26 protein-coding genes are annotated in these 22,276 nt (G+C 66.6%); 4 read left to right on the forward strand and 22 right to left on the reverse strand.

The window, feature by feature from the left end; translation table 11 throughout:
* Positions 1–10 precede the first annotated feature (10 nt).
* The 13 genes from DEJ30_RS09095 to DEJ30_RS09145 all read right to left on the reverse strand — a co-directional run bounded on the left by DEJ30_RS09095 (position 11) and on the right by DEJ30_RS09145 (position 9,015).
* Positions 11–2,899: a phage tail tape measure protein gene (locus tag DEJ30_RS09095; protein ID WP_181420071.1), complete on the reverse strand. Its 2,889-nt coding sequence runs from the start codon at positions 2,897–2,899 to the stop codon at positions 11–13.
* A 255-nt stretch (positions 2,900–3,154) separates the two neighbouring features.
* Positions 3,155–3,745, reverse strand: a complete 591-nt coding sequence (locus tag DEJ30_RS17820) for a hypothetical protein (protein ID WP_146238537.1) — start codon at positions 3,743–3,745, stop codon at positions 3,155–3,157.
* Positions 3,746–3,981: 236 nt separating this feature from the next.
* Complete coding sequence (locus DEJ30_RS09105) at positions 3,982–4,515, reverse strand: hypothetical protein (RefSeq protein WP_110860636.1); 534 nt, start codon at positions 4,513–4,515, stop codon at positions 3,982–3,984.
* Complete coding sequence (locus tag DEJ30_RS18660) at positions 4,512–4,922, reverse strand: excisionase family DNA-binding protein (protein WP_146238538.1); 411 nt, start codon at positions 4,920–4,922, stop codon at positions 4,512–4,514. The genes DEJ30_RS09105 and DEJ30_RS18660 overlap by 4 nt, the downstream gene beginning before the upstream one ends.
* A gap of 63 nt (positions 4,923–4,985) precedes the next feature.
* The gene (locus DEJ30_RS09115) at positions 4,986–5,543 is read right to left on the reverse strand and encodes a hypothetical protein (RefSeq protein WP_110860640.1); all 558 of its coding nucleotides are present in this window, start codon (positions 5,541–5,543) and stop codon (positions 4,986–4,988) included.
* Entirely contained in the window at positions 5,536–5,967 is a 432-nt protein-coding gene (locus DEJ30_RS09120; RefSeq protein ID WP_110860642.1) for a hypothetical protein, read from the reverse strand. The genes DEJ30_RS09115 and DEJ30_RS09120 overlap by 8 nt, the downstream gene beginning before the upstream one ends.
* An 8-nt stretch (positions 5,968–5,975) precedes the next feature.
* Entirely contained in the window at positions 5,976–6,125 is a 150-nt protein-coding gene (locus tag DEJ30_RS18155) for a hypothetical protein (protein ID WP_017887222.1), read from the reverse strand.
* Entirely contained in the window at positions 6,122–7,177 is a 1,056-nt protein-coding gene (locus DEJ30_RS09125; protein ID WP_110860644.1) for an AAA family ATPase, read from the reverse strand. The genes DEJ30_RS18155 and DEJ30_RS09125 overlap by 4 nt, the downstream gene beginning before the upstream one ends.
* A complete protein-coding gene (locus DEJ30_RS09130) occupies positions 7,174–7,476 on the reverse strand; it encodes a hypothetical protein (protein WP_146238539.1) in 303 nt (100 codons plus the stop codon). Before DEJ30_RS09130 ends, DEJ30_RS09125 begins: the two co-directional genes overlap by 4 nt.
* Positions 7,477–7,759: 283 nt before the next feature.
* The gene (locus tag DEJ30_RS09135) at positions 7,760–7,984 is read right to left on the reverse strand and encodes a hypothetical protein (RefSeq protein ID WP_110860648.1); all 225 of its coding nucleotides are present in this window, start codon (positions 7,982–7,984) and stop codon (positions 7,760–7,762) included.
* Positions 7,984–8,400, reverse strand: a complete 417-nt coding sequence (locus DEJ30_RS09140) for a hypothetical protein (protein WP_110860650.1) — start codon at positions 8,398–8,400, stop codon at positions 7,984–7,986. Before DEJ30_RS09140 ends, DEJ30_RS09135 begins: the two co-directional genes overlap by 1 nt.
* A 43-nt stretch (positions 8,401–8,443) precedes the next feature.
* A complete protein-coding gene (locus tag DEJ30_RS17830; RefSeq protein ID WP_146238540.1) occupies positions 8,444–8,824 on the reverse strand; it encodes a DUF2384 domain-containing protein in 381 nt (126 codons plus the stop codon).
* The gene (locus DEJ30_RS09145; RefSeq protein WP_181420072.1) at positions 8,821–9,015 is read right to left on the reverse strand and encodes a helix-turn-helix domain-containing protein; all 195 of its coding nucleotides are present in this window, start codon (positions 9,013–9,015) and stop codon (positions 8,821–8,823) included. Before DEJ30_RS09145 ends, DEJ30_RS17830 begins: the two co-directional genes overlap by 4 nt.
* Positions 9,016–9,123: 108 nt before the next feature.
* Between DEJ30_RS09145 and DEJ30_RS09150 the strand changes: the two genes are divergently transcribed.
* Entirely contained in the window at positions 9,124–9,765 is a 642-nt protein-coding gene (locus DEJ30_RS09150) for a hypothetical protein (RefSeq protein WP_110860654.1), read from the forward strand.
* The gene (locus DEJ30_RS18525; protein ID WP_110860656.1) at positions 9,758–10,882 is read left to right on the forward strand and encodes a site-specific integrase; all 1,125 of its coding nucleotides are present in this window, start codon (positions 9,758–9,760) and stop codon (positions 10,880–10,882) included. The genes DEJ30_RS09150 and DEJ30_RS18525 overlap by 8 nt, the downstream gene beginning before the upstream one ends.
* Positions 10,883–10,903: 21 nt before the next feature.
* On the opposite strand, the gene ychF is transcribed toward DEJ30_RS18525, so the two are convergent.
* Positions 10,904–11,977 carry a redox-regulated ATPase YchF gene (gene ychF, locus DEJ30_RS09160; protein WP_110860659.1) on the reverse strand — a complete coding sequence of 358 codons (1,074 nt, stop codon included), beginning with the start codon at positions 11,975–11,977 and terminating at the stop codon, positions 10,904–10,906.
* Positions 11,978–12,036: 59 nt separating this feature from the next.
* The gene (locus DEJ30_RS09165; RefSeq protein WP_110860661.1) at positions 12,037–12,606 is read right to left on the reverse strand and encodes a hypothetical protein; all 570 of its coding nucleotides are present in this window, start codon (positions 12,604–12,606) and stop codon (positions 12,037–12,039) included.
* 44 nt (positions 12,607–12,650) lie between these two features.
* Between DEJ30_RS09165 and DEJ30_RS09170 the strand changes: the two genes are divergently transcribed.
* The gene (locus DEJ30_RS09170; RefSeq protein WP_181420073.1) at positions 12,651–13,316 is read left to right on the forward strand and encodes an exonuclease domain-containing protein; all 666 of its coding nucleotides are present in this window, start codon (positions 12,651–12,653) and stop codon (positions 13,314–13,316) included.
* Positions 13,317–13,455: 139 nt separating this feature from the next.
* On the forward strand, positions 13,456–14,214 hold the full coding sequence (locus DEJ30_RS09175) for a GntR family transcriptional regulator (RefSeq protein WP_027464530.1): 759 nt from the start codon (positions 13,456–13,458) through the stop codon (positions 14,212–14,214).
* A gap of 215 nt (positions 14,215–14,429) precedes the next feature.
* Here DEJ30_RS09175 and DEJ30_RS09180 read toward each other — a convergent pair whose 3' ends face one another.
* From DEJ30_RS09180 to iolD, 7 genes are all read right to left on the reverse strand, one after another.
* A complete protein-coding gene (locus DEJ30_RS09180; RefSeq protein ID WP_110860663.1) occupies positions 14,430–14,837 on the reverse strand; it encodes a tautomerase family protein in 408 nt (135 codons plus the stop codon).
* Positions 14,838–14,898: 61 nt separating this feature from the next.
* Entirely contained in the window at positions 14,899–16,092 is a 1,194-nt protein-coding gene (locus DEJ30_RS09185; protein WP_110860665.1) for a Gfo/Idh/MocA family protein, read from the reverse strand.
* Positions 16,093–16,298: 206 nt separating this feature from the next.
* Positions 16,299–17,411, reverse strand: coding sequence for a transaldolase family protein (locus DEJ30_RS09190; protein WP_110860667.1), 1,113 nt, complete (start codon positions 17,409–17,411; stop codon positions 16,299–16,301).
* Positions 17,408–18,277, reverse strand: a complete 870-nt coding sequence (locus DEJ30_RS09195) for a sugar phosphate isomerase/epimerase family protein (RefSeq protein ID WP_110860669.1) — start codon at positions 18,275–18,277, stop codon at positions 17,408–17,410. The genes DEJ30_RS09190 and DEJ30_RS09195 overlap by 4 nt, the downstream gene beginning before the upstream one ends.
* A gap of 3 nt (positions 18,278–18,280) precedes the next feature.
* A complete protein-coding gene (locus DEJ30_RS09200) occupies positions 18,281–19,348 on the reverse strand; it encodes a Gfo/Idh/MocA family protein (RefSeq protein ID WP_110860671.1) in 1,068 nt (355 codons plus the stop codon).
* A gap of 44 nt (positions 19,349–19,392) precedes the next feature.
* The gene (locus DEJ30_RS09205; protein ID WP_110860673.1) at positions 19,393–20,346 is read right to left on the reverse strand and encodes a sugar phosphate isomerase/epimerase; all 954 of its coding nucleotides are present in this window, start codon (positions 20,344–20,346) and stop codon (positions 19,393–19,395) included.
* 33 nt (positions 20,347–20,379) lie between these two features.
* A complete protein-coding gene (gene iolD / locus DEJ30_RS09210; protein ID WP_110860806.1) occupies positions 20,380–22,269 on the reverse strand; it encodes a 3D-(3,5/4)-trihydroxycyclohexane-1,2-dione acylhydrolase (decyclizing) in 1,890 nt (629 codons plus the stop codon).
* Positions 22,270–22,276: the final 7 nt, after the last annotated feature.

Below are 22,276 nucleotides of genomic sequence, written 5' to 3' on the forward strand. Positions count from 1 at the left end.
CTGCTGCGCCTCAGCGCCCGCCGCGGATCTTGGTTTTGTACATGAACATGGCTTGATCCATGTCCTTCTGCTGATCGCCAGAAGACGGGAACGAGAACGCCACCTGCTGTGGTCCGTCATATCCCGCCATCTGCGTCGGCATCGAGAAGTACGGTGCCGCCGGCTGCACCGTCGGGATGTTGAACCCACCAGACGCGAAAGCCTGCAGACGCTTCCCGGTCTCTTCCCACACAGCCAACGAACGCGCGCGCTTAGACGGAGCCAACGGGATATACGCCTCCCCGCCAGTTTCCGGTTCAGCCCACACCCGCCATGCACCCGCAGGCGCAATCTCCGCGAGATGGTTTTCCCGCATGCCACCATCCGCGTAGTAGTCGACCAGGCCACCATCAGCCTTTGTCACACCACCAGTCCACGACGATGCCGGACTGTCATTCGTAGCCTGCACCGAAATGCGAACCACGCGCCCATTGTTCAGCGTGATCAGGTTGTTGATCTTGTTCTGCGCATCCGACGTTTCCGCTAGGATCTTGATGTCCTTCGACGACGGCAAAGCGAACACCTGATCGGCGAGCTTCTTCACCTCAGCCTTGTTGAATCCCGCCGCAGTAGCAGACTCGATGAACTTAGCACGCTGATCACGCAACGTCGCAATGTACTTGTCCGCAGCGTCCTTAGACGACATCGTGGACGAATCCACCTGGAACTGCGCCTTAGCCGCCTCCTGCGCCTTACCGGCCACATCAGACAGCATCGACGCGTTCGCGGAACCCGACTCCGTGCTCTGATCCAACGACAACTTGAAACCGTCGAGAGTCTTGTGCGACTCTTCGTACGCTTCCTTCTGCCGGTCAACCTCATCGGAAATCCCGGCAAGGCCAGCCTGGTAATCGGCGTTCGACGACACAGCATCCTGGTTCGCGCCGTTGATGTCGTTGAACGACTCCAGCAACTGGTTCAGCTGATCAGTGAGCGCTTCAACCTTGTCCTGCTCTTCCAGGTAGGCGTCGCCGGTTTCCTTCGCGACCGTCGCGGAATCTTCCTGTGCCAGCTTGAGCAGGTTGTGCATGCTGTCGGACTCGCCCAGCGCGGTTGCCTGCTCGGTCAGAGCCTTCTTGTAGGCAGGCATCGCGTTCAGCAGGGTCTCGAGCTGGCCGTTGGAGCCGTCGGTCTCGGCAGCGAGCAGCGAGAACGCGTGCTGCGCAGTGGGGAGGTCCGTGGCCGCCAGCACACCAAGCTGCTCACCGACATCCTTGATCGCGTCCGTGGCACCGAAGTAGTCGGAGTTGAAGCGGGCCATGACGTTCTTGTTGCGCTCGTCGATGTTGTCGAGCACCGCCGGCAGATCCTTCAGCTGCCCAGCAACATCAGCCGTCCAGTACTTGAAGCCCTTGCCCTGCGCGGCAGTCTCGAACACGTCAGACGCGTCCTTGGCCGTGACGAGGCTGTTGGTGAGCTCATCGGAGCTGGCCTGCAGCGATTCGATGTACTTGCTGAGCAGGTCCACCCCGACCGTCGCTGCGGCCAGAGCCACACCCCACGGCCCGGTCAGGAAGGTTGCCACGGCCTTCATGGCGGCACCGGAGCGTGTGACAGCCCCACGGACCGACTCGACGCCCTTGGATACAGCCGGGATGGACGACCCCTGCAGCGTGTCGAGCGCCAGCTTGAACTCAGCGACCTTTGGAATCACCAGCAAGAATCCGCCTGCAGCAAGCGCCGCAGCACCCGCAATCGCCGTAAGGGTCAGAGCGGTGGACTGAACAATCGGCGGGGCATCCGAGAATGCATCCACCATGCTCGTAACCAGCTGCACGAGGGGCCGCAGCGTGCCATCAGCAGCCGCACCCGCCTTGATCGCGGCAGTATCGAACGCGCCACCCAGCTTCTCAAGGTCACCAGCCAGGTTGTCCTGCATGATCGCAGCAGTCTCAGCGGCATACCCGGAGTCGTTGACCTTGTTGATCCACCCCTGAACGCCCGACTGACCCTGCTCGAACAGGACCGACGCAGCACGCACCGCGTCAGCACCGAAGATCGTCTTCAGGGCAGCGTTCTGCTGCTCAACGGACATGCCCTTCAGCGCGTCCTGCAAGACACCGGCGTACTGCGCGAGACCGATGAAGTTACCCTGCGAGTCGTAAGCGCTGATGCCGAGCTGATCCATCAGATCAGCGGCCTGCTTCGAGTTTGGCGTCAACGCCTGCAGCATCGACTTGAATGACGTACCCGCATCGGAACCGGTCAGACCAGCAGACGCGAACGCCGCCAGGCCACCAGTCGTTTCCTCGATCGACAGGCCGGTCTGGTTCGCGACAAGCCCAGCCTGGTTCAGCGCCTCACCAAGATCGTGGACGGACCCCTGCGCCTTGCCCGCACCAGCAGCCAACAGGTCCGCCACGTGCGGCACCTCGCCACCCTTAAGGCCGAACTGCGTCATCGCCGTGGCCGCAGTCTCAGCAGCCTCGCCAACACCGAGCGCGCCGGCCGCAGCGAGATCAAGCGAGCCCTTCAGCCCGCCACCGAGGACATCAGTCGTCGTGACACCGGCCTTCGCCAGTTCCTCGATCGCCTCGCCAGCCTCAGTTGCCGAGAACGCCGTAGCGCCACCCGCATCGATAGCCGCATCACGCAACAGGTTCATGTTCTCGGCGGTCTCATGCGTCGCCGCCTGCACCGCAGACATCTGCTTGTCGAACTCGGTGTACTTCGCCACCGCGATACCCACCGCAGCGACAGCGACGGCACTGAAAGCAGTCAGGCCCCGGCCAACCTGCTCCATCGCCTGGTTCTGCTGCTCAAACTTCTGCTTCGCATCCTCAGCAGACCTCGAAACCTTCCGGTTCGCCGACTCCGCTTGCGCGAAACCCTGCACGTAACTAGCGACCTGAGCGGTCAACGTTACGCTCGTGTTCCTTTCGACCATTCCTTCATCTCCAACCGGAGAATCAAGGCGCACAAAAGAAACCCGCCGGAGACCCGAGCGCGCCGAGACTTCTCATCTCGTTCACGCCCGGGTGGTTTCCGGCGGGCTTACTTACAGCTCAATTCTACCGCGGAACAGCACCAGAAGGATATACTGCTCTATGCGAAATACTTCGCGACAACAAAGCCGATGACGCGCGCAACAAGAAGGCGCGGACTTGAAGCGTTGTCATTTCGGCGCGGTGCTCTCGTCCACATCCCTACCATTTCGCTTGGCAACGAATAGCTTATCGATCTCCAGATCGGCGCGAACAGCCAATGTAAAGGCGTCGAATAAGTCGTCGTATTGAGCGCGGAATGACATGTGATCACGAGCCACGAAGAGGCTCGCATTCGCTTCCGCTTCCATGTAGGCCTCAACTCGCTCGATCATCTCGCGGATGGCCTGGCTCACCCCAAAGCTCCCTACCGCTTCGACGAGGGTCGCCAACCGATTCAGGTTGCGATACTCGTCAGCAAGAGAATCTACTGCGGCCGCTGCCAGCTCATCGCGCTCCACCATTTCTGCTGCCTCTTCAGGAGTGGCTGCCGTTGCGGGGTCAATCCGACCGGAGTTGTGACCGCCATATTGCCTCACAGCCACGCGCAGATTGTCGGCAGCTTCTATCGCGGCGAAATACTGCTCGCGTCGCACCTCGAGCAGTTTGGCTCGTCTCTCACGATTGTGCTGAATCCAATTCGCAACTTGGATCGATGCAGCACCAATCAGTGCGACGATCAACGCGCCGGCGAGCGGGCCGACAACGGTCCAGGGGTTCACCGGCGGGTACGTAGGGACGGGTGCCGGTGTCGGACTAGCGGCCAGAACGATCCAGAGCATGCCTGATTTTTCCACGGCTAACCGCGGCCGGCTGGCCGCGGCTGTGGAAAAACTGTCACGGACAGACGTCACCTAGCCCCGGAGGGCCTCCAGGCGACGCACAGGGGGCCTCCGCCCACCCCCAGCGCTCTCTTGTCGCAGTTGCGTAGAGAGGGCTGGGGTGAGCGCACAGGCTCTCAGACCATGTAGGCCATCGTGCGGCTGAAGGACTCGTTGAGGTGCTGCTCGAGGATCTGGATCTCCTTCGCGGTCGTCGCAGCGTCGGGGTGCTCGGCCGTGAACTGCTGGGTCACGCCGTTCCAGCCCTTGTCGATGGACTTGCGGAAGAGCGCGTGCGCGAGAGTTCGGTCGTTGCTTCGGATCGCGAGGCCCATGAGCCGTGAAGCATCGTCAGCGTCGTCCAGCCGGTCGGCTCGCTCCTGCGCGTCTCGGAAGGCGATCATGTCGGTTGCGCCGTAGCCAATCTTCGCGTCGAGCTGCGTCTCGAGGCTGCGGAGGTGGTTCTTCACCAGCTGAACCTCCTTGTCGCGGAGGGCGTTCGCACGGGTACGAGCGCCGGCCACTACCTCTTCTGTCTGGTGCCGCTTCCCTTCCTCGGACAGCGTGACGTTTGCGGCGATATCCTTCTTCTCCTGCTGCGTGTACTTCTGCAGGCGTGACGCCTGCTCGCGCAGGTCGTCGAGCTGGGCGTCGAGTGCGTCAAGGCTCATGGTGTTCCCTTTCGTGCTTTGAAGTGGGCGAGTTGTTCTCGGTTGATCCGGTAGGCGCGACCGACCGTGTTCGCTTGTAGGCGGTTCTCGCGGATTGCTTTGCGTATTGCGCGGTCGGTCATCGCGAGGGCGTCAGCCGCTTGTTTGGTGCTGAGCCATTCAGAGTCTGGTGTTAGTTCCGGCCTTGCCGCATTCTTGGTTCCGGTGGCGGTATTTCTCCAGATGAGTGCGGCGGTTTTGAGAGCGATGAGGGATTGGTCGATCTCGGCGTCTTCGCCTCGGTGGTCCAGGTGGTAACGGTCTAGTTCTGCGTAGCGCAGAAGCCAGGCGCACGCTCTTGCGCTCAGGAGAACTACGGGGCCGTCGACGCCGGTCAGTAGTTCTGAGGCTTGCTTTACTCTTCGCAAGGTTCCCCTTTGAAGCAGAAAGGACCCGCACCTGAAGAGGTGCGGGTCCTTGACGGTCGGAAGTTAGACTTGCGCAGTTTTCTCTACAGCCACCGCGGCACGATCACGGTATTCCGTCAAACGGGCGTAGTGATTGTCGATGCTTTCGTTGTGTTCCCGTAGATACGCGCCGAGAACATCGCGGATGTGACCGGCGATCCAGCGGCACTCTTGTGCCGGTAAGTCCTTGTCCAGATCGCCAATCGCGTAGCGCGCGGACACGCCTTCGATACCGGAGATGCCGTGGTAGACGCCGTGACGTACCCGCTGATCAGAGATGATCGCAGCGCGTGTGCTGATGCGTCGAAGGATCGTCTCGTGGAGGTCATTGAACCGACCCTGATCGTCCGGCGTTTCGGTATGCCACGTGTCGAGCAGTTCCAGTGTGCTCTCTAGAGCTTTCTCCGCTGCGATCATGCCTCGGTCGCGCAGTTCATCTTCGAGCTCGTGGGTGCGACGGGTTTTCGCGTTCTTCGCCTCGCGGCGGTTCGTCACCAGCTGGTTGATGAGCGCACCGGCGATGGCGGCCCCAGCTCCGATACCGCCATTGAGCACGGACGCCCAGGGGAACGTGTCAGTCATGGTGCGACGGTACTGAATCTTCATCGCCTTCAGTTCCCCCAGTTAGCGTCCCCCACCACGCACGAGCGGCTGAGCGCATGTCGAAGTCGCTCGCGTCGGTGATCTTGTAAGCGGGCTCGAGGTACAGGACGGTGAGGTGCAGCGTGACGCCGAAGAGGACGTCGGGCCACGCGTCCGGGCCGAGCGTGTGGTCTACGTGCCACTTGTGCTTGGACACGATGGCGGTGAGTTCGGGTGGGTTGTCCGAGGTGGCTGCGAGCTCGGTAGCGAGGGTGAACGCTGCGAGGCCGATGGATCCCATGCCGGCGACGCTGCTGGGGTTGCCGTCCTTGTCTTCGTAGAGCTGGCCTGCGAGTGCCCGGTTGCCCGCCGCTTCGAGTTCGCTGAGGTAGGTGTCGACCCAGCTCTTGCTGTCGTTGGTCACGGTTCGTCCTAACGGTCGTGGTGCAGCCCGAAGGCTGGGTGGTTGAGCCGCGGGCACGTCTCGTCGTGTTCGAGGACGGCGTGGGTGATACCGGGGCCAGAGATGTCGATGACCGCTGCGGCTGAGCAGTCGGGGCAGGCGACGGTGATCGGGTTCATGCCACGCCCTCAAACACGTCGCTCTCGTAGGGGGTGTTAGAAGCGTTAGGAGTGTTAGAACCGTCTTCGGAACTAACAGATCTAACGGAACTAACAGGGCCATAGAGGCCTCGTGATGGCTTCGAGATGCGCTTTGCGTCGACCGCGCGCTTGAGGTACACGTCGAGCTGAGCAACCGGGATCGTCGGGAGCAGGTGCTGAATCTCCTGACGGGAGACGGGTGCATCGGCCTGGTAGATGACGCCGATGATGTCTGCCATCCGATCCCCCACTCCCGCGGACACCTTGATCGCGTCAGCAGCAGCGCGAGCAGCTTCCAGCCCCCCGCCGTTGAGTGCCCAAGCTCCCGAGTCGGACAGCAGCAGCGCGTACTCGCCCTCCTTCGCGTCGCGAGAGGTGACATGCAGCGTCGCGCTTTGCTCCTGTCGCTCACGGCGCAGCACGAGCACAGTGTCGGCAGCTCCTGCGATGCCCTGGGTGCCGCTCACGGCGTCCAGGAAGTCCTCTCCGCCGCTCTTCCGGGTGTGGTGGACGATGATGAGGGACGAGCCCGGTTCCGCGTCTGTGGTTGCCTTGAGTGCGCCAAGGAACTCGTAGTCCGCGGCGTACTGCGACTTCGTTGCTGCGGTACTCGGAAGTACCTTCCCGAGGGTGTCGAGGATGACGACGGGGTTCTGGTCGATGTTGCGGGAGATGAACTCCTTGATGGCAGGGATCACTTGACCGCCTTCGAGCGCTGTGACGAATTCGAGCCGCGGGGTGACCACCTCAGGATTGAGCGTGCGAATGCGCTGCTGCAGGCGGCGGGGACCGTCTTCGAGTGCGAGGTACAAGACGGGGCGGGGCGCGCCCGTAGGTACACCGCCAAGTGCTTTCTCGCCAACGTGGAGCGAGAGCGCCAGTCCGAGCACTAGCCAGCTCTTGCCGATCTTCGGCGCTGCGACGAGCAGGGTCATGCCTTCGGGGATGATGCCGGGGACGACGTACTGAGTGGGTGGAAAGTCCTGCGCCATTAGCCAGCGGGCATCGAAGGTAGTTGGGGGTCGGGTCATTGGGTCTCCTGTCCGGAGTAGATCTGGGCGCGGATTGCGGCCGCTCGTTTGGCCGCGGCTTCAGGGCCGCGATGCTTCTGCGCCTCGAGGAAGGCGTTTGTGGTCTCGTGGTCACGCGATGGCTGGCGTCGGCACACTTCGGCGTACAGCCGGTCTGCGTCGTGATTCGCTCGGTCGACTTCGGGTTGCCGTGACGAGCTCCCCTGCTCGAACGCGAACACGTAGAACTGCCGAAGCGAGGGCGGCAGCTGCCTGAGCTCGACGACGCCAGCTGTGAGGTCGATCGCCAGCTGGTGCATGTACCGCTCTGCGGCCGGAGAGAGCTCGATGGTGTCCGGGTACGAGAAAGCCCCCTCGTCCTCGTTCTGTCGAGGCTCTGGGGGCTTCCTGGTGCCGGACTGGCCTACGGCCACTCAGGCGGCTCCGGACGTTCGGCGTCTTGCGCAGCTTCGAGCAGGCAGATAGCCAGGCGTCGTGCCTGGTCCCCAGCTAGCTCCGTCAGGGGACGTTCGGCACGCAGTCCCACGACGCCGTTGATGGCGAGCACTGCGAATCCGTCGACCGTCGTCTTGCCCGCCGGCATCAGGCAGCCACCTGCAGGGTCGGGACCAGCATGGGGACGGCGAGCGGCTGCGTCCGCGAGTCCGAGACGCGAGCAACGATGGCGTGAGCCAATCGCAGCGCTTCGGAAGGCGTCAGGATGAGCGAGTAGCCGTCGCTGAACTGGCTCGGCTGAGCGTCGATGATGACTTCCGCACGTCCGGTCAGAGTCGTCTCGAGTTCGACGAGCTTGATCACGTCGTCCATCAGGCGTCACCCTCGACTCGCTTGAACTGCCCGGTGATGACCCCTTCGTACGAGTTGAAGGAGTATCCGACGAGCTCGTACAACCCGACGTAGGTCATGACGAACTCGTTCGGGCGGCTGGGCACGTCGTCTTCGGGGTGGTCCCCCCACTGGTATCCGGGCGTCGTGTGCAACTGGTACTCGACCGGCGTCAGGTGCCCCCAAGTCGTCGCGTCGGGCATGGCGCTGATCTCTTCGCGGTTGCCCTCGTACCGGCGGTGCGTGGTGATGACCCTGTAGAGACCGTTGGGGTCAGGCTGCTTCCACTGCTTGTGGTGCCAGCCCTTCAGCTCGACAGTCGCGGTGCCGACCCGCGCAGCTACAGCGTCCCCCGAAGGGGCGCTTGCGTGGATGTCAGTGGGGCGTGAGATGATCATGTTGTTGAGAGACAATGTCTTCTGTCCTTCGGTTTCGTGATGGTTACTGGTTGGACTGGGGCCCGGTTGCCGCCGGGCCCTTCTTCATGCCGTACGTCATGGTCTTGCCGGACCTAGACGGGCGACGTTCTGCTATTCGGTTGAGGTAGCGCAGCACCTCGGCTGCCACATCAGGTTCGAGGTTCAGCTGGAGCGGCTTGTCTGACACAGACGGCATCCGCAGCCACTCCCGGCTGCGATCGAGGCCTCCGCGTGACGCGGGGTCCGGATCATGCCGGCGAACCATCAGCGGGCCGGTGAGCTTCCAGTCGACCGGCTGGCCACCACCTTCGATCGCACGCACAACTGCGTCGAACGTCGGATCCCGATGTGGGAGAACCCCGCGACCTTGATCCAGCGAGGCGACTGACGGGTCGCGAGTCATCCGGCCTCCTGCAGCTTGGCCGTCGAGTTGCCCTCGATAAGAGCCGACACGTCCTCCCGCCGGACGTACACGCGGCGGCCGATCCGGACGACCTTGATCGGGCAGTCACGTGAACGCAGCCACATCCGAGCCGCACCTTCTGTTTTCCGAAGCAGCGGTGCCGCTTCTGGGACGGTGAGCAGAGTGCTCATCAACATCTCCTTTGACTTGAACTTGCGCCACCCTGACAAGGCGACACCTCAAGTATCGCCGTGCTGCGGAGGTTTGTCAAACAGGCGCAACTACGGCAAGATCAGAGCATGGCCCTACTGCACGTAAGCGTCGGTGATCACCCGCCGTCCATAGCGGACGCGACACTCGAGCCCTTCCCCGGCTTCCGAGTCGTTCCGTGGATGTCCATGCGCATCGAGGGCGAGGCGAACACTGACTACGAACCCGAGATCGAAGTGACCTTCGATGTGTCCGAGAGCCGGTATCGGCCGACGTTCATCGGCGTCCGCGCGGATGAAGTCAACGGAACGATGCTGCGTACGGTGCGGGTGACGGACTACCTGCGCGGTGCGGCTCGGTTGGGGATCTACTCCGCCCTCGATGCCTCAGATGGCGAGGCTGAACCTCTCGCGGCTCTCTTCGACTTCGCTGGCCCGGAATCGATCTTCGGTGATGAGTTTGCCAACCTCCTCAAGAACGAAGGGCCGACCCCGTTTTCCATCTCGCACGTGGGATTCAGTTACGTGTTCGCTCAGCTTGCTGCTGAGCCTCCTGCGAAGGCGGTGCAGCGCGACCTCCATCTGACCGCGCGGACTGCGGACAACTGGATTGCGAAAGCCAAAGCGAACGGACTTCTCGTGCCGTCGACCGTTGATCACGACGTAAGTACCCAGCTCTCCGCCTGGCAAGCCGTTATGGGTCGGCACGAAGGGATGACAAGCGATGAGTGACGTGTACAAGCGCGCAGACGGAAGCTACCGAGCGCGCTTTGAGTGGCGGGACGACGAGGATCGTCGTCGCGAGAAGACGAAAGTGTTCCGGCTGAAGGGCGACGCACAGCGTTGGCTCGACGACCAGCGGATTGCCTGGAAGGCAGGCGGCTGGGTCGACCCGAATCACGGCGTCACCACACTGCAGGACTACTTTGACCAGTGGGCACCGCGGCAGGTGTGGGAACCGACCACCGTGACGGCGATGACACTAGCCGTGGACAAGTGCTCGTTCCGCAACGTTCGGCTCGACAAACTGCGCCGGTCGCACGTCGAACAGTGGGTTAAGACGATGACCGCGGACCTGGCTGCTTCGACCATCCACACGCGAGTGAACAACGTCCGCAGCGTGCTACGTGCCGCGGTGCGCGACAAGTATCTCGGAGCCGACCCTTCAGAGGGCGTCGTTCTCCCCCGACGCCGACGCGCTGCGCAGGCAATGCGGATCCCCACACCTGCCGAGCTGGCGTCCGTAATCGATGCCGCGGACGATTGGTTCAAGACGTACATCCGCCTGTGCGCGTTCGCTGGGCTCCGACTCGGAGAGGCCTCCGCGGTTCAGGCCGGTGACATCGCGTTCCTCGAGCGGCGGCTGCAGGTCCGCCGTCAGGTGCAGCGTGCTGGCGGACAGGAGGTTCGAATCTCGCCGCCGAAATACGGCTCAGAACGAGATGTATACGTGCCGGACGAGCTCACCGCGGCTTTGTCCTGGCACATCTCAGAAGTGGGAGTTCGAGGGGATGAACGTTGGCTGTTCGTCGGGTCTGGCGGCAATCCTCCCCACGGGAACACCATCCACTACTGGTGGGCGAAGACCATCGCTGCCGCGGGCGTTGAGCCCTTCAAGCTTCACGACTGCCGCCACTTCTTCGCGTCTGGCCTGATCGCTGCCGGCTGCGACGTCGTGACCGTTCAGCGCGCCTTGGGGCACCACTCCGCCACCGTCACGCTGAACACGTACGCGCACCTATGGCCAGACGCGGAGGACCGGACTCGTGCGGCAACCGCAGGCCTCATGCGCCAGGTTTCCGAGACGAATGCGGCACTGGTGCGGCACGAAGTGGCCGAGACGCTCTAGATCCGCGCAGATCCGGGCAGATCAGTTGTTGAAGCGGAACTCCACCACGTCGCCGTCCTGCATGACGTAGTCCTTGCCCTCGATGCGGGCCTTGCCGGCAGCGCGGGCCTCGGCGATCGAGCCGGCTTCCATCAGGTCGTCGAACGAGATGACCTCGGCCTTGATGAAGCCCTTCTCGAAGTCGGTGTGGATGACGCCGGCAGCCTGGGGAGCCTTCCACCCCTTGCCGATCGTCCACGCACGGGCTTCCTTCGGACCGGCCGTCAGGTAGGTCTGCAGCCCGAGGGTGTCGAACCCGATGCGGGCGAGCTGGTCGAGGCCCGACTCGGTCTGACCGGTCGACTCGAGCAGTTCGGCGGCGTCGGCCGGGTCGAGGTCGATGAGCTCCGACTCGACCTGGGCGTCGAGGAACACAGCCTGCGCCGGGGCGACGAGCGCGGCCAGTTCGGCCTTGCGCGACTCGTCGGTCAGGATCGCCTCGTCGACGTTGAACACGAAGATGAAGGGCTTGGCGCTGAGCAGGCCGAGCTCGGCGATCGGTGACAGGTCGATCTTGGTGGCGGACAGCAGCGTGCCCTGCTCGAGCGCGGCACGGGACTCGCGAGCGGTCTCGAGCACGATCGGCTCGGCCTGCTTGAGCTTGAGCATCTTCTCGTACCGCGGGAGTGCCTTGTCGATGGTCTCCATGTCGGCGAGGATCAGCTCGGTGTTGATGACCTCGAGGTCGTCCTTCGGGGAGACCTTGTTCGCGACGTGCACGACGTCGTCGTCGGTGAAGCCGCGGACGACCTGCGCGATGGCGTCGGCCTCGCGGATGTTGGCGAGGAACTTGTTGCCCAGGCCTTCGCCCTCGCTCGCGCCCTTGACGATGCCCGCGATGTCGACGAACGACACCGGCGCCGGCACGGTCTTCTCCGAGTGGAAGAGCTCGGCGAGCTGGTCGAGCCGCGAGTCGGGCAGGTTCACCACCCCGACGTTCGGCTCGATCGTCGCGAACGGGTAGTTCGCGGCGAGGACCTGGTTCTTGGTCAGGGCGTTGAACAGGGTCGACTTGCCGACGTTCGGGAGACCGACGATTCCGATGGTGAGAGCCACGGGAGCACAGCCTACCGGCGGCGGCCTGTCGGAGCCGACCCGGGCCTCCAGTCCGTCCGTCAGACCAGGGGACGCGACCCGCCCGTCCTGGGCCGCAGGGTCGTGACGCGCCGCTCGACGACGTCGAAGACGTCGGCCTGCAGCCGCTGCGAGCGCCGCCAGTCGCCGGCCACCTGGAGCGAGTGGTCGGCACGGTCGACGGTCTGGAGGCACGCAGCAGTCCCCGAGACCCGCTCGGGGCGCCACATCGTGTCGTCTCCACCCCCGATCGCGACGTGCACGTCGGTGGCGGCGGCGAGCGCTGTGGCCACGTCGTCATGCGTCAGCACCGGGGTGAGCCAGACGCCGGGCACCTCGTGGCGGATCGCCCACGGCAGGGCGAAGCAGCCGAACGACTTCGCGACGACGAGGTCGGGCAGCCGGTCCGCCAGCGCCGCGGCGACAGCGGTCTCGACGAACCCGACCGGATCGGCACCGGCAGCGTCGTCGACCTGCCATCGTGGCGCAACGACCTCGCACCCCGCCGCGACGGCGATCTCGCTCGTCCACCAGAGCAGCGGCGCCTGCTGCCCGTAGCCGGCACCGGCGAGCACCAGGACGAGCGGACGTCGGTCGGCCTCGTTCCCCATGTGGCGAGAGTAGCCACACGCAACGCCGACGGGAACGGAGGGCGATGTCGGCACCCCGTGCGACGATCGGGACCGTGCCGTTGAACTTCACCGCGATCGACTTCGAGACCGCCAACAGCTCGCCCGCCAGCGCCTGCTCCGTCGGGCTCGTGAAGGTCCGAGCCGGCCGGGTCGTCGATCGGGCGTCGTGGTTCATCCGCCCGCCGTTCGGGCACGACGCGTTCCTGGAGTGGAACACGCGGATCCACGGCATCGTCGCCGAGGACGTCACGCACGCCAAGACGTGGGAGCAGCAGTACCCCGACCTGGTGGCCTTCGCCGAGGGCGACGTCCTGGTGGCGCACAACGCCCGCTTCGACATGGGCGTCATCGCCGGTGGGTGCTCCGCGACGGGGATCGACCTGGCCGAGCACCACTCGCTGTGCTCCCTGGCGGTCGCCCGCAAGACCTACACGCTCGACTCGTACCGCCTGCCGGTCGCCGCGATGGCGGCCGGGTTCGAGGGGTTCCAGCACCACGACGCCGCCGCCGACGCCGAGGCCTGCGCCGCGATCGTCGTGCACGCCGCCGGGCACCACGGCGTCGAGACGGTCGAGGCGCTCGGCGCGGTGACCCGGGTGACGATCGCCCCGGTCCGCGCGCGCGCCGAGAAGCCGAAGGGCGCGAACCAGCCGCGGCTGTCGAACCGACCGATGGTGTTCGCCGACTGACGGTCTGCGCTGACTGACGGTGTTCGCCGACTGACGCAACGCCCGCTGCGCGCGGCCGGGGCGCCACATCCCCGGTGGTATTGTCACGACAATGCCGTCGGCACCGACGCCGGCATCTCCGCACGTGTGAAGGACCGCGATGACCAACGAAGGCCAGCTGCCGTCCGACCTGTTCATGGACCTGGACCGGTCGGGTCCCATGCCCCTCTACTTCCAGGTCGCCTCGCGCATCGAGGAGTCGATCCGCTCCGGCGCGATGCCACCAGGGGCCCGGCTCGAGAACGAGATCGCCCTCGGTGAGCGTCTCGGTCTGTCGCGGCCGACGATCCGTCGCGCGATCCAGGACCTCGTCGACAAGGGTCTGCTGGTGCGCCGCCGCGGCATCGGGACCCAGGTCGTGCACGGGCCGGTGACCCGCAAGGTCGAGTTGACGAGCCTGTACGACGACCTGGCGCAGGGTTCGCAGGCTCCGGCGACGAAGCTCCTGCAGCGCAACGACGTCCCCGCGTCCGACGAGGTCGCCGCGGCACTGAGCATCGAGCCCGGCACGACCGTCGCGCACATCCGGCGGGTGCGGTTCGCCGAGGACGTCCCGATGGCGATCCTCGAGAACTACCTGCCGCCGGAGTTCCTCGACCTGACCGACGAGGACCTGCAGGCGTACGGGCTGTACCAGCTGCTGCGCGGCCGAGGTGTCACGATGCGGGTGGCGAAGCAACGGATCGGGGCCCGTGCGGTCACCGACGAAGAGGCCGGCCTGCTCGAGATCGAGGACGGCGACCCGGTGCTCACGATGAGCCGCACCGCGTACGACGCCTCGGGCCGTGCGGTCGAGTACGGCGTGCACTGCTACCGCCCGGACCGGTACTCGTTCGAGGTCACGCTCGTCGACAAGTAGGCCGACCGGTCACTCGGCCGAGCGGTCACGTTCTGTCGCCCGGGGCTGCTCGGCGAGGGGTCACGACACACTGTCGGCGGTGTGCCGAGTGGTCACGAACTGTCGCCCGGAGGCCCGGCAACCGACAGTTCGTGACCACTCGGCGGAACTGAGCGGGGTGTCGTGACCACCCCGCACCCGCACCGCACCCGCACCGCGCCCACGCCCGCACCACCTCAACCGAGCGCGGGCACCCCGAGCTCGCCCGTGACGTACTGGGCACGGCCGAAGCCGAACGACCAGTCCTGCGGCCCGTTCTCGACGTAGCCGATGAAGACGTCCTCGGACGCGACACCGATCGCCGCGAGGGCGTCGTGGATCGCCAGGTACAGCGCGGCCTTCGCCTCGTCGGTCCGCCCGCGCTGCGTGAACACCTGGATGACGATGACGCCCTCGGTGCGCTCGAACCCCAGCCCGGCGTCCTCGGCGATGATCTGCTGCGCGGGGTGCTCGGTGATCACCTGGAACCGGTCCCGCACCGGGATCCCGTACACGTCGACGATGGCCTGGTGGATGGCGTCGGCGATGCCACGGACGGCCTCCGGCGTGCGGCCGGTGGCGAGGTCGATACGGACGAGCGGCATGGTGCCTCCTGGTTGCTTGGACTTTGTACTTACATACTAACAAGCAAGGACGGCCAGGTGTCTAGAACCTCGGCGTCGGCGCCCCGTACGTCAGCGGCCCGTCGACACGAGCGACGTCGTGCCACGAGCCGTCGACCAGCGAGGCCTCCGCGGCCTCGACGATCGACGCGGCAGCCAGCCCGTCGGCGACCGAGGGCGCGAGCTGTTCCCCGCGCTGCACGCTCGCGATGAACTGCGCCGCCTCGATCGTCTTCAGGTCGTCGTAGCCCATCGCGGTGCCGGCGCCCGGCTGGAACCGGGCGAACTCGCCGTCCCCGGGAGCGACGTAGTGCGTCGCGTACCCGTCGGCCTCCTGGCCGTCCAGGTACACCTCGAGCTCGTTGAGGCGCTGGAAGTCCCACCGGACCGAACCGCGGGTGCCGTAGATCTCGAGCGTGTACTCGGCGTGCGGCCCACGCATGACGCGACTCGAGTCCATCGTGCCGACCGCACCGTCCTCGAACCGGAACAGCAGCGCGGCGTAGTCCTCGTTCTCGACGGCACCGAGCTCACCGGTCGCAGCGGCACTGCGGTCGACGATGCCGGCAGCCGGGCGGGGCCGCGACTCGATGAACGTCTCGGCGAGCGCACTGACCGAGGCGATCCGCCCGACCACGTACTGCGCCAGGTCGAGTCCGTGCGACAGCAGGTCGCCGAGGACACCCGATCCGGCGCGCTCACGCTCGAAGCGCCAGGTCAGCGGGGCCGCCGGGTCGGACGAGTAGTCGGCGAGCAACGATCCGCGCACGTTCGTGATCCGGCCGAGCCGCCCGTTGCGGACGAGTTCCCGGGCGCGCTCGATGGCCGGGGCGTGCCGGTAGTTGAAGCCGACGCTCGTGATGACGCCGGCGCGCTGCACCGCTTGGTGGATGGAGCGCGAGTCGCTGGCGTACCGCCCCATCGGCTTCTCGATCCAGAACGGCTTGCCCGCCTCGGCCGCGGCGACGGCCATCTCGCGGTGCAGGAAGTTCGGCGAACAGATCGACACGACCTCGACCGCCGGGTCGGTGAGGACCTCGTGGTAGTCGGCGACGGCCCGCTCGTACCCGAGCCGCGTCACCGCCTGGTCGCGTGCCGCCTCGATCGGGTCGGCCGCGACGACGAGCCGCGGCTGAACGCCGAGCTCCGGGAAGTGGTCCGGCAACGCTCGGTAGGCACGCGAGTGCAACCGCCCCATCCAGCCGACCGAGATCAGCCCGACGCCGATGCTGTCCATGGAGAACTCCTTCGTTCAGGTGACGCGCATTGGAGCGCGACAACGAGCGTAGCCGATGCGGCCGACTTTGTCAGCACATGAAGCAACCGCCTGGAGGCCCGGTGCCGGTCTCGGGGACCGGCACCGGGCCTCCAGGCTGGTGCGTCAGCGCGCGGGGCGCGACCCGTCATTCCGACCGCGGATCGCGCCGCGCATCAGGTCCCGTCTCAGACAGCGGGGACGATGATGTCGCGGACCAGTGCGTCGAGCTTCGCGTCGGCGTCCAGGAACTGCCGGAGCGTCGTCACGGTCGCACCGAAGCGGTCGAACTCGTCGATCGTCATGCCGTCCACGTCGTAGCCGCGGGCGAACTCCGGCGTCGCGGCCCGGAGCGCCTCGATGACGTGCACGGGGACCTCGTCGTCGATGGCGTGCGGACGGAACGGGAACGCGTTGTCGTTGATGTCCTTCGTCCACTGGAACGGCGGCGACACGACCAGGTCGCCGCCCTGGAACTCCGACCACTGCAGTGCGTTGCGGAACGCGGCGACCAGCACCCGCGAGCGGAACCCACGCTCCTGGAAGACGCGGTAGGCGTTCTTCACCGCGGCGACACCGGCCCACTCGAGGATGCCCGGGTCCACCATCACGTGGTCGCGCTTGACGACGGTCTTCAGCCAGTCGTCGAAGCGGCCGGCCATCAGGGTGACGACGTGGCCGAACTCCTGCTCCGGCAGGCCCTCGGCAGCACGGCGGTCGAGTGCCCGCTCGATGGCCTCGCCCACGGCGACGACCTGCGGCACGGTGAAGGACACCGTGGCGTTGATCGAGACCCCGCGGTAGGCGGCTTCCTCGATCGCGGCGATGCCGACCTTGGTGGCGGGGATCTTCACGATGATGTTCGGCGCGAGCTGCGAGAACCGGACGGCCTGCTCGACGAGCGCGTCGGCGTCGCGGTGGAACCGGGGGTCGGTCTGCATGGAAAGTCGACCGTTCCGTCCGCCGGACGCCTCGAACGCGGGCAGCAGCTGCGCCGCGGCGGCGATGGAGAGCGCCTCGACGGCCTTCCAGCCGATCCAGGACTCCCCCGCCGTCGGGTGCTCCTCGGCGATCTCGCGGATGCGCGGGACCCAGGTCTCCGGGTCCTGCTGGATGCAGGTGTACGCGATCACCGGGTTGCAGGTCGCACCGACGGCACCGTACTCGTGGATGGCGGTCGACAGTTCGCGCGGGTCGGCGGAGTCGTTCCACAGGGCGGTCGGGGTCTGCTCCGCGGCCTGCAGGGTGACGGGACGGGAGTCGGCGTCGGTGGACGCCTGCGTTTCGAGGGTGGTGGTCATCGGTAGAGCCCCTTCGTGATCGTGTCGAGCTGGAACCGCGACACCGCGTCGGCGTTCTCGTCCTCGGCGAAGACGCTCGAGACCGCGACGGTGTCCTCGCGCGCCGAGAAACCGACCCGGTCGAGCGCCGCCCAGAAGGCGTCGAAGTCGACGTCCGCCTGGCCGACCGGCAGGTGCTGGTGCACGCGGACCGGATTGCCGGGCGGGTTCGTGATGTAGCGCAGGCCGTGTGAGCGACGGTGGTCGTACGCGTCGGCGACGTGGACCAGCTGCAGCGAGTCCCCGGCAGCGTCGATGATCTCGTCCATGTTGCCGCCGTAGTGGAACGTGTGGCACGCGACGTAGACGAAGCCCACGTGCTTCGAGTTCAGGCCGCGGATCACCCGGAGCGCCTCGAGCCCGTCCTCGACGAAGTCGTCGGGGTGCGGGTCGATGAGCACGCGGATGCCGGCGTCCTCGATGATCGGCAGCAGTTCCTCCATCGACCGGTAGAACTGGTCCTCGGACTCCTCAGCGCGCTCGGGGCGGCCGGAGAACTCCGTGTTGATGGTGTCCACGCCGAGGCGCTTCGTGATCTCGATGACCCGCTTCCACTTCCGCACCGCAGCCTGTCGGGCGTCCTCGTCCGGGCCCGACCAGCGCAGCACCGGCAGCACGCTCGCCACCTGGACCCCGGCGTCACGGCAGGCCGCGGCGAACGCGTCGACCAGGTCGTCGTCGGCCTTGGGGTGCCGGTAGAAGGGGATGAAGTCCTTGTGCGGCGTGAGCTGCAGGTACTCGTAGCCGAGCTCCGCGACCTTGCGCGGGAACTCGAGCAGCGACAGGTCGTGGTGGAACGGGGTGGGGTCGAGCGCGATCTTCGGCATCGATCAGGCCCCGGCGAGCGCGGCCGGCGCAGTCGCGTCGCTCGTCTCGTCGTAGAACGCCGGCTTCGTGACCGCGTACTCGACCACTTCGTGCGCGCCGGACTGCTGGGCCCGGACGGCGACCTCGGCGACGACCGAGGCCGTGTAGCCGTCCCAGGCACTCGGCCCGTCGATGCCGCCGGTCCGGGCCGCGTCGACCCAGCGCTGCACCTCTTCGTCGTAGGCGGCGGCGAACCGCTCCTTGAACGAGGGCGTGACGCCCTGCGAGGTCGCCCCGGCTGCGGCGAGCGAGAGCGAGGTGTCGCGGCCGATGTAGGCGACACCGGACTCGAACACGGCGTCGGTGGTGACCTGGTAGCCGAACTGGGCGTTCACGTTGATCTCGACGATCGCCATGGTGCCGGACTCGGTGGTGAACAGGACGAACTGCGGCTCGGGCAGGTCGGCCGGCGCGAGGGAGTTCTTGCGCGGCTTCTTCACCTCGACGCTCGTGATCGCTTCGCCGGTCAGGAACGGGATGATGTCGATCTCGTGGATCACCGAGTCGTGGATGAGCATCGACTCGCTGAAGTTCGGCGGCGTCGTCGGGTTGCGGTGCGCGTGGTGCAGGGCGAGCAAAGCGCCGTTCGCCCCCGACTCGCGCAGGGCCTTGAGCTCCTGGTAGCCCGTGTCGAACCGGCGCATGAAGCCGACCTGGATGACGGGTCGGGCGGCGTGCTGCTGTTCGAGCTCCACGATGCGCAGCGAGTCCTCGGCGCTGGTCGTCAGCGGCTTCTCGCACAGGACGGTGAGCCCGCGCTCGAGCGCCGTCACCAGGATCGGCTCGTGCAGGAAGCCCGGCGTCGCGATGATGACGGCGTCGATCTCGGTCTGCTCGAGTGCCTCGTCGAAGGACGCGGCGGTGATCGCGCCGGGTGCCAGGGCCGCTGCCGCGGCGGCACGGGCCTGGTCGGGCTCGACGACGGCGACGACGTCGGCGTTCGAGATCTTGGCGGTGATGCGGCGGACGTGGTCCGCGCCCATCATGCCGGCGCCGACGACGGCGACGCGGAGGTTCTGCGTGGTGGTCATGGTGGTGTTCTCCTGGGGTTTGTTGACGCTGCGTGGACGGCGCGTCAGGAGGCGCGGGCGGCCGAGGTCGAGCCGAAGATGTGCTGGAAGGTGCGCTCGGCGATCGGGCCGGGGGCGTCGACGGAGCAGCCGTACATGTCCTGCTCGACGATGCCGAAGACGTCCGGGTTGATCGCGGCGACGGCCTCGATGATCGGGGCGAGTTCCGGGGTGCCGTGCGGCGGCTCGGTCATGATGCCCTGCGACACGGCGGTCGCGAACGGCACGTCGTTCTTGAGCACGTCGAACAGCAGGTCGGTGTCGACCTGCTTGAGGTGCAGGTAGCCGATGCGCTCCGGGTGGGCGGCGATGAGCTTGAGGTTGTCGCCGCCGTAGTAGGCGAAGTGGCCGGTGTCGAGGCAGAGGTTGGTGTACTCGGGGTTCGTGACCTCGAGGAACCGCACGGTCTCCTTGTAGGTGCCGACGTGGCTGTCCGCGTGGGTGTGGAACTGCTGGTGGACGCCGTACTCCTCGAGCAGCGCCTTGCCGAGCTGGTCGTGGCCCTTGCCGAGACGCTCCCACTGCTCGTCGGTGAGCGTGCGTGGCTCGAGCACCTCTTCGGTGGCGTCCGAGCGCCACAGGTCGGGGATCGTCACCAGGTGCTCGGCGCCGAGCTTCGCTGCCAGGCCCGCGACCGCGACGGCCTGGTCCCACGCACGCTGGAACTGGTCCTCGCCCTTGTGGAACCCGGTGAAGACCGTGCCCGCCGACAGCTTGAGCCCGCGGGACTCGAGCTCGTCGGACAGCTGGGACGGGTCGGTCGGCAGGTACCCGTACGGGCCGAGCTCGATCCACTCGTACCCGGCGGCGGACGCTTCGTCGAGGAAGCGCTGCCACGGCACCTGCTTCGGGTCGTCCGGGAACCAGACGCCCCACGAGTCCGGGGCGGTGCCGATGCGGATCGAGGCGGGCGCCGCGTCGGTCGCGGGGCTGCCGATGGGGGTGGCGGTGTCGGTCATGACGTCGCTGTCGCTTTCTGTCTCGTGAACGGTTCAGCCGAGCAGCGGACGCTGCGTGGCGACCTGCTGCTCGTACTCGGCGCGGGCGGCCTGGGTGCTGGGGAGGGTGGAGGTCTGCGCGACCGGCACGTCCCACCAACCGTCGCCCTCGGGGGCGTAGACCAGCGGGTCGGAGTTGATGTGCACCAGGGTGGTGTGGTCGTTCGCCTTCGCCTGACGCAGCGCGGCCTTCAGGTCCTCGATGCTGTCCGGGCCGGGCTGCACCTCGATGACGTCGACGCCGTACGAGCGGGCGTTGGCGGCGAGGTCGACGGGCAGCGGCTCGCCGTTCTCGAACGACTCGGTCTCGTCGAGGTAGCGGTACTTCGTGCCGAAGCGCTCCGAGCCGACGGTCTCGGACAGGTGCCCGATCGACGCGTACCCGTGGTTCTGGATGAGCACGACGATGATCTTGATGCCCTCGGCCACGGCCGTGACGAGCTCGGTGTGCAGCATGAGGTAACTGCCGTCACCGACCATCACGATGGCGTCGCGGTCCGGAGCTCCGCGGCGGACCCCGATGCCACCGGCGATCTCGTAGCCCATGCACGAGAACGCGTACTCGACGTGGTACCCGAGCTCGTCACGCACCCGCCAGAGCTTGTGCAGGTCGCCGGGCAGCGAACCCGCCGCCTGGATGACGACGTCTCGGGGATCGGAGACCGACTGCACGGCGCCGATGATCTCGGGCTGGCCGGGCAGGTCTGCGCCGGACGGCGCGAAGGCACCGTCGACCGCAGCGTCCCACGCCGCCTTCAGCGAGGCGATCTCGGAGGCGTAGCCGGGCTCGACGACGTACGCCGCGTCCGAGGTGAGCGACTCGGTCAGGGCGACCAGCGCCTCCTTTGCGTCGGCAATCAGCGGCAGCTGCGAACCGTGCTTGTAGGCGTCGAACGCGGCCACGTTGACGTTGACGAACGTGACGTCCGGGTTCTGGAACGCGGTTCGGGACGCCGTGGTGAAGTCGCTGTAGCGGGTGCCGATCCCGATGACGACGTCGGCCTGGGCGGCGATCGCGTTGGCCGCCGCGGTGCCCGTCGCGCCGATCCCGCCGAGGTACTGCGGGTGGTCCCAGACCAGGGATCCGCCGCCGGCCTGCGACGTGCCGACCGGGATCCCGGTGGCCTCGACGAAGGCGCGGAGCTCGTCGGCGGCGTCGGAGTACAGCACCCCGCCGCCGGCCACGATGACCGGACGCCGGCCGGCACGGATCGCGGCCACGGCACGCTCGAGCGGGCCGCGCTCGGGCAGCGGGCGGCGGATGTGCCACTCGCGCGGCTGCAGGAACGCGACGGGCACGTCGAGCTCCTCGGCCTGGACGTCCTCGGGCAGCGCGATCGTCACCGCACCGGTCTCGGCCGGATCGGTCAGCACCCGCATCGCGGCGAGGGCGATCGAGAACAGCTGCTCCGGACGCTCCACACGGTCGAAGTAGCGCGACAGCGGACGGAACGCGTCGGTGACCTGCAACGACGTGTCGTGCGGCAGCTCGATCTGCTGGAGCACCGGGTCCGTGGTGCGCGTGGCGAAGGTGTCCGACGGCAGCAGCAGTGCCGGCAGCCGGTTCGTGGTGGCGAGTGCCGCGGCGGTCAGCATGTTGGCGGCGCCCGGGCCGACCGACGCCGTCGACGCGTAGGTCGCGCGGCGGCGGTGCATGCGGGCGAAGCCGACGGCCTCGTGCACCATCGCCTGCTCGTTGCGGGCCTGGTGGTACGGCAGCAGACCGGGCTGCTCGACGTGGAGCTGCTTGATGGCCTGACCGACCCCGGCGACGTTGCCGTGCCCGAAGATGCCGAAGATCCCCGGGATGGTGCGTTCGCGGACTTCGCCGTCGACGGTCCACTGGTTGGCCAGGAACTCGACGAGTGCCTGGCCGACCGTCATCTTCCGC

Source organism: Curtobacterium sp. MCPF17_003 (assembly GCF_003224385.1).
GTDB classification, from domain to species: Bacteria; Actinomycetota; Actinomycetes; order Actinomycetales; family Microbacteriaceae; genus Curtobacterium; species Curtobacterium flaccumfaciens.

Coding starts and splice junctions, on each gene's coding strand:
- iolD (WP_110860806.1), bottom strand. CDS start 22,269: ATGACGGTCGGCCAGGCACTCGTCGAGTTCCTGGCCAACCAGTGGACC.
- DEJ30_RS09175 (WP_027464530.1), top strand. CDS start 13,456: ATGACCAACGAAGGCCAGCTGCCGTCCGACCTGTTCATGGACCTGGAC.
- DEJ30_RS09140 (WP_110860650.1), bottom strand. CDS start 8,400: ATGATCATCTCACGCCCCACTGACATCCACGCAAGCGCCCCTTCGGGG.
- DEJ30_RS18525 (WP_110860656.1), top strand. CDS start 9,758: ATGAGTGACGTGTACAAGCGCGCAGACGGAAGCTACCGAGCGCGCTTT.
- DEJ30_RS09105 (WP_110860636.1), bottom strand. CDS start 4,515: ATGAGCCTTGACGCACTCGACGCCCAGCTCGACGACCTGCGCGAGCAG.
- DEJ30_RS09180 (WP_110860663.1), bottom strand. CDS start 14,837: ATGCCGCTCGTCCGTATCGACCTCGCCACCGGCCGCACGCCGGAGGCC.
- DEJ30_RS09195 (WP_110860669.1), bottom strand. CDS start 18,277: ATGCCGAAGATCGCGCTCGACCCCACCCCGTTCCACCACGACCTGTCG.
- DEJ30_RS09190 (WP_110860667.1), bottom strand. CDS start 17,411: ATGACCACCACCCTCGAAACGCAGGCGTCCACCGACGCCGACTCCCGT.
- DEJ30_RS09185 (WP_110860665.1), bottom strand. CDS start 16,092: ATGGACAGCATCGGCGTCGGGCTGATCTCGGTCGGCTGGATGGGGCGG.
- DEJ30_RS09200 (WP_110860671.1), bottom strand. CDS start 19,348: ATGACCACCACGCAGAACCTCCGCGTCGCCGTCGTCGGCGCCGGCATG.
- DEJ30_RS09170 (WP_181420073.1), top strand. CDS start 12,651: ATGTCGGCACCCCGTGCGACGATCGGGACCGTGCCGTTGAACTTCACC.
- DEJ30_RS09165 (WP_110860661.1), bottom strand. CDS start 12,606: ATGGGGAACGAGGCCGACCGACGTCCGCTCGTCCTGGTGCTCGCCGGT.
- DEJ30_RS09125 (WP_110860644.1), bottom strand. CDS start 7,177: ATGACCCGACCCCCAACTACCTTCGATGCCCGCTGGCTAATGGCGCAG.
- DEJ30_RS09150 (WP_110860654.1), top strand. CDS start 9,124: ATGGCCCTACTGCACGTAAGCGTCGGTGATCACCCGCCGTCCATAGCG.
- DEJ30_RS18155 (WP_017887222.1), bottom strand. CDS start 6,125: ATGAACCCGATCACCGTCGCCTGCCCCGACTGCTCAGCCGCAGCGGTC.
- DEJ30_RS17830 (WP_146238540.1), bottom strand. CDS start 8,824: ATGACTCGCGACCCGTCAGTCGCCTCGCTGGATCAAGGTCGCGGGGTT.
- DEJ30_RS09135 (WP_110860648.1), bottom strand. CDS start 7,984: ATGGACGACGTGATCAAGCTCGTCGAACTCGAGACGACTCTGACCGGA.
- DEJ30_RS09130 (WP_146238539.1), bottom strand. CDS start 7,476: ATGCACCAGCTGGCGATCGACCTCACAGCTGGCGTCGTCGAGCTCAGG.
- DEJ30_RS09145 (WP_181420072.1), bottom strand. CDS start 9,015: ATGAGCACTCTGCTCACCGTCCCAGAAGCGGCACCGCTGCTTCGGAAA.
- DEJ30_RS09205 (WP_110860673.1), bottom strand. CDS start 20,346: ATGACCGACACCGCCACCCCCATCGGCAGCCCCGCGACCGACGCGGCG.
- DEJ30_RS09115 (WP_110860640.1), bottom strand. CDS start 5,543: ATGACTGACACGTTCCCCTGGGCGTCCGTGCTCAATGGCGGTATCGGA.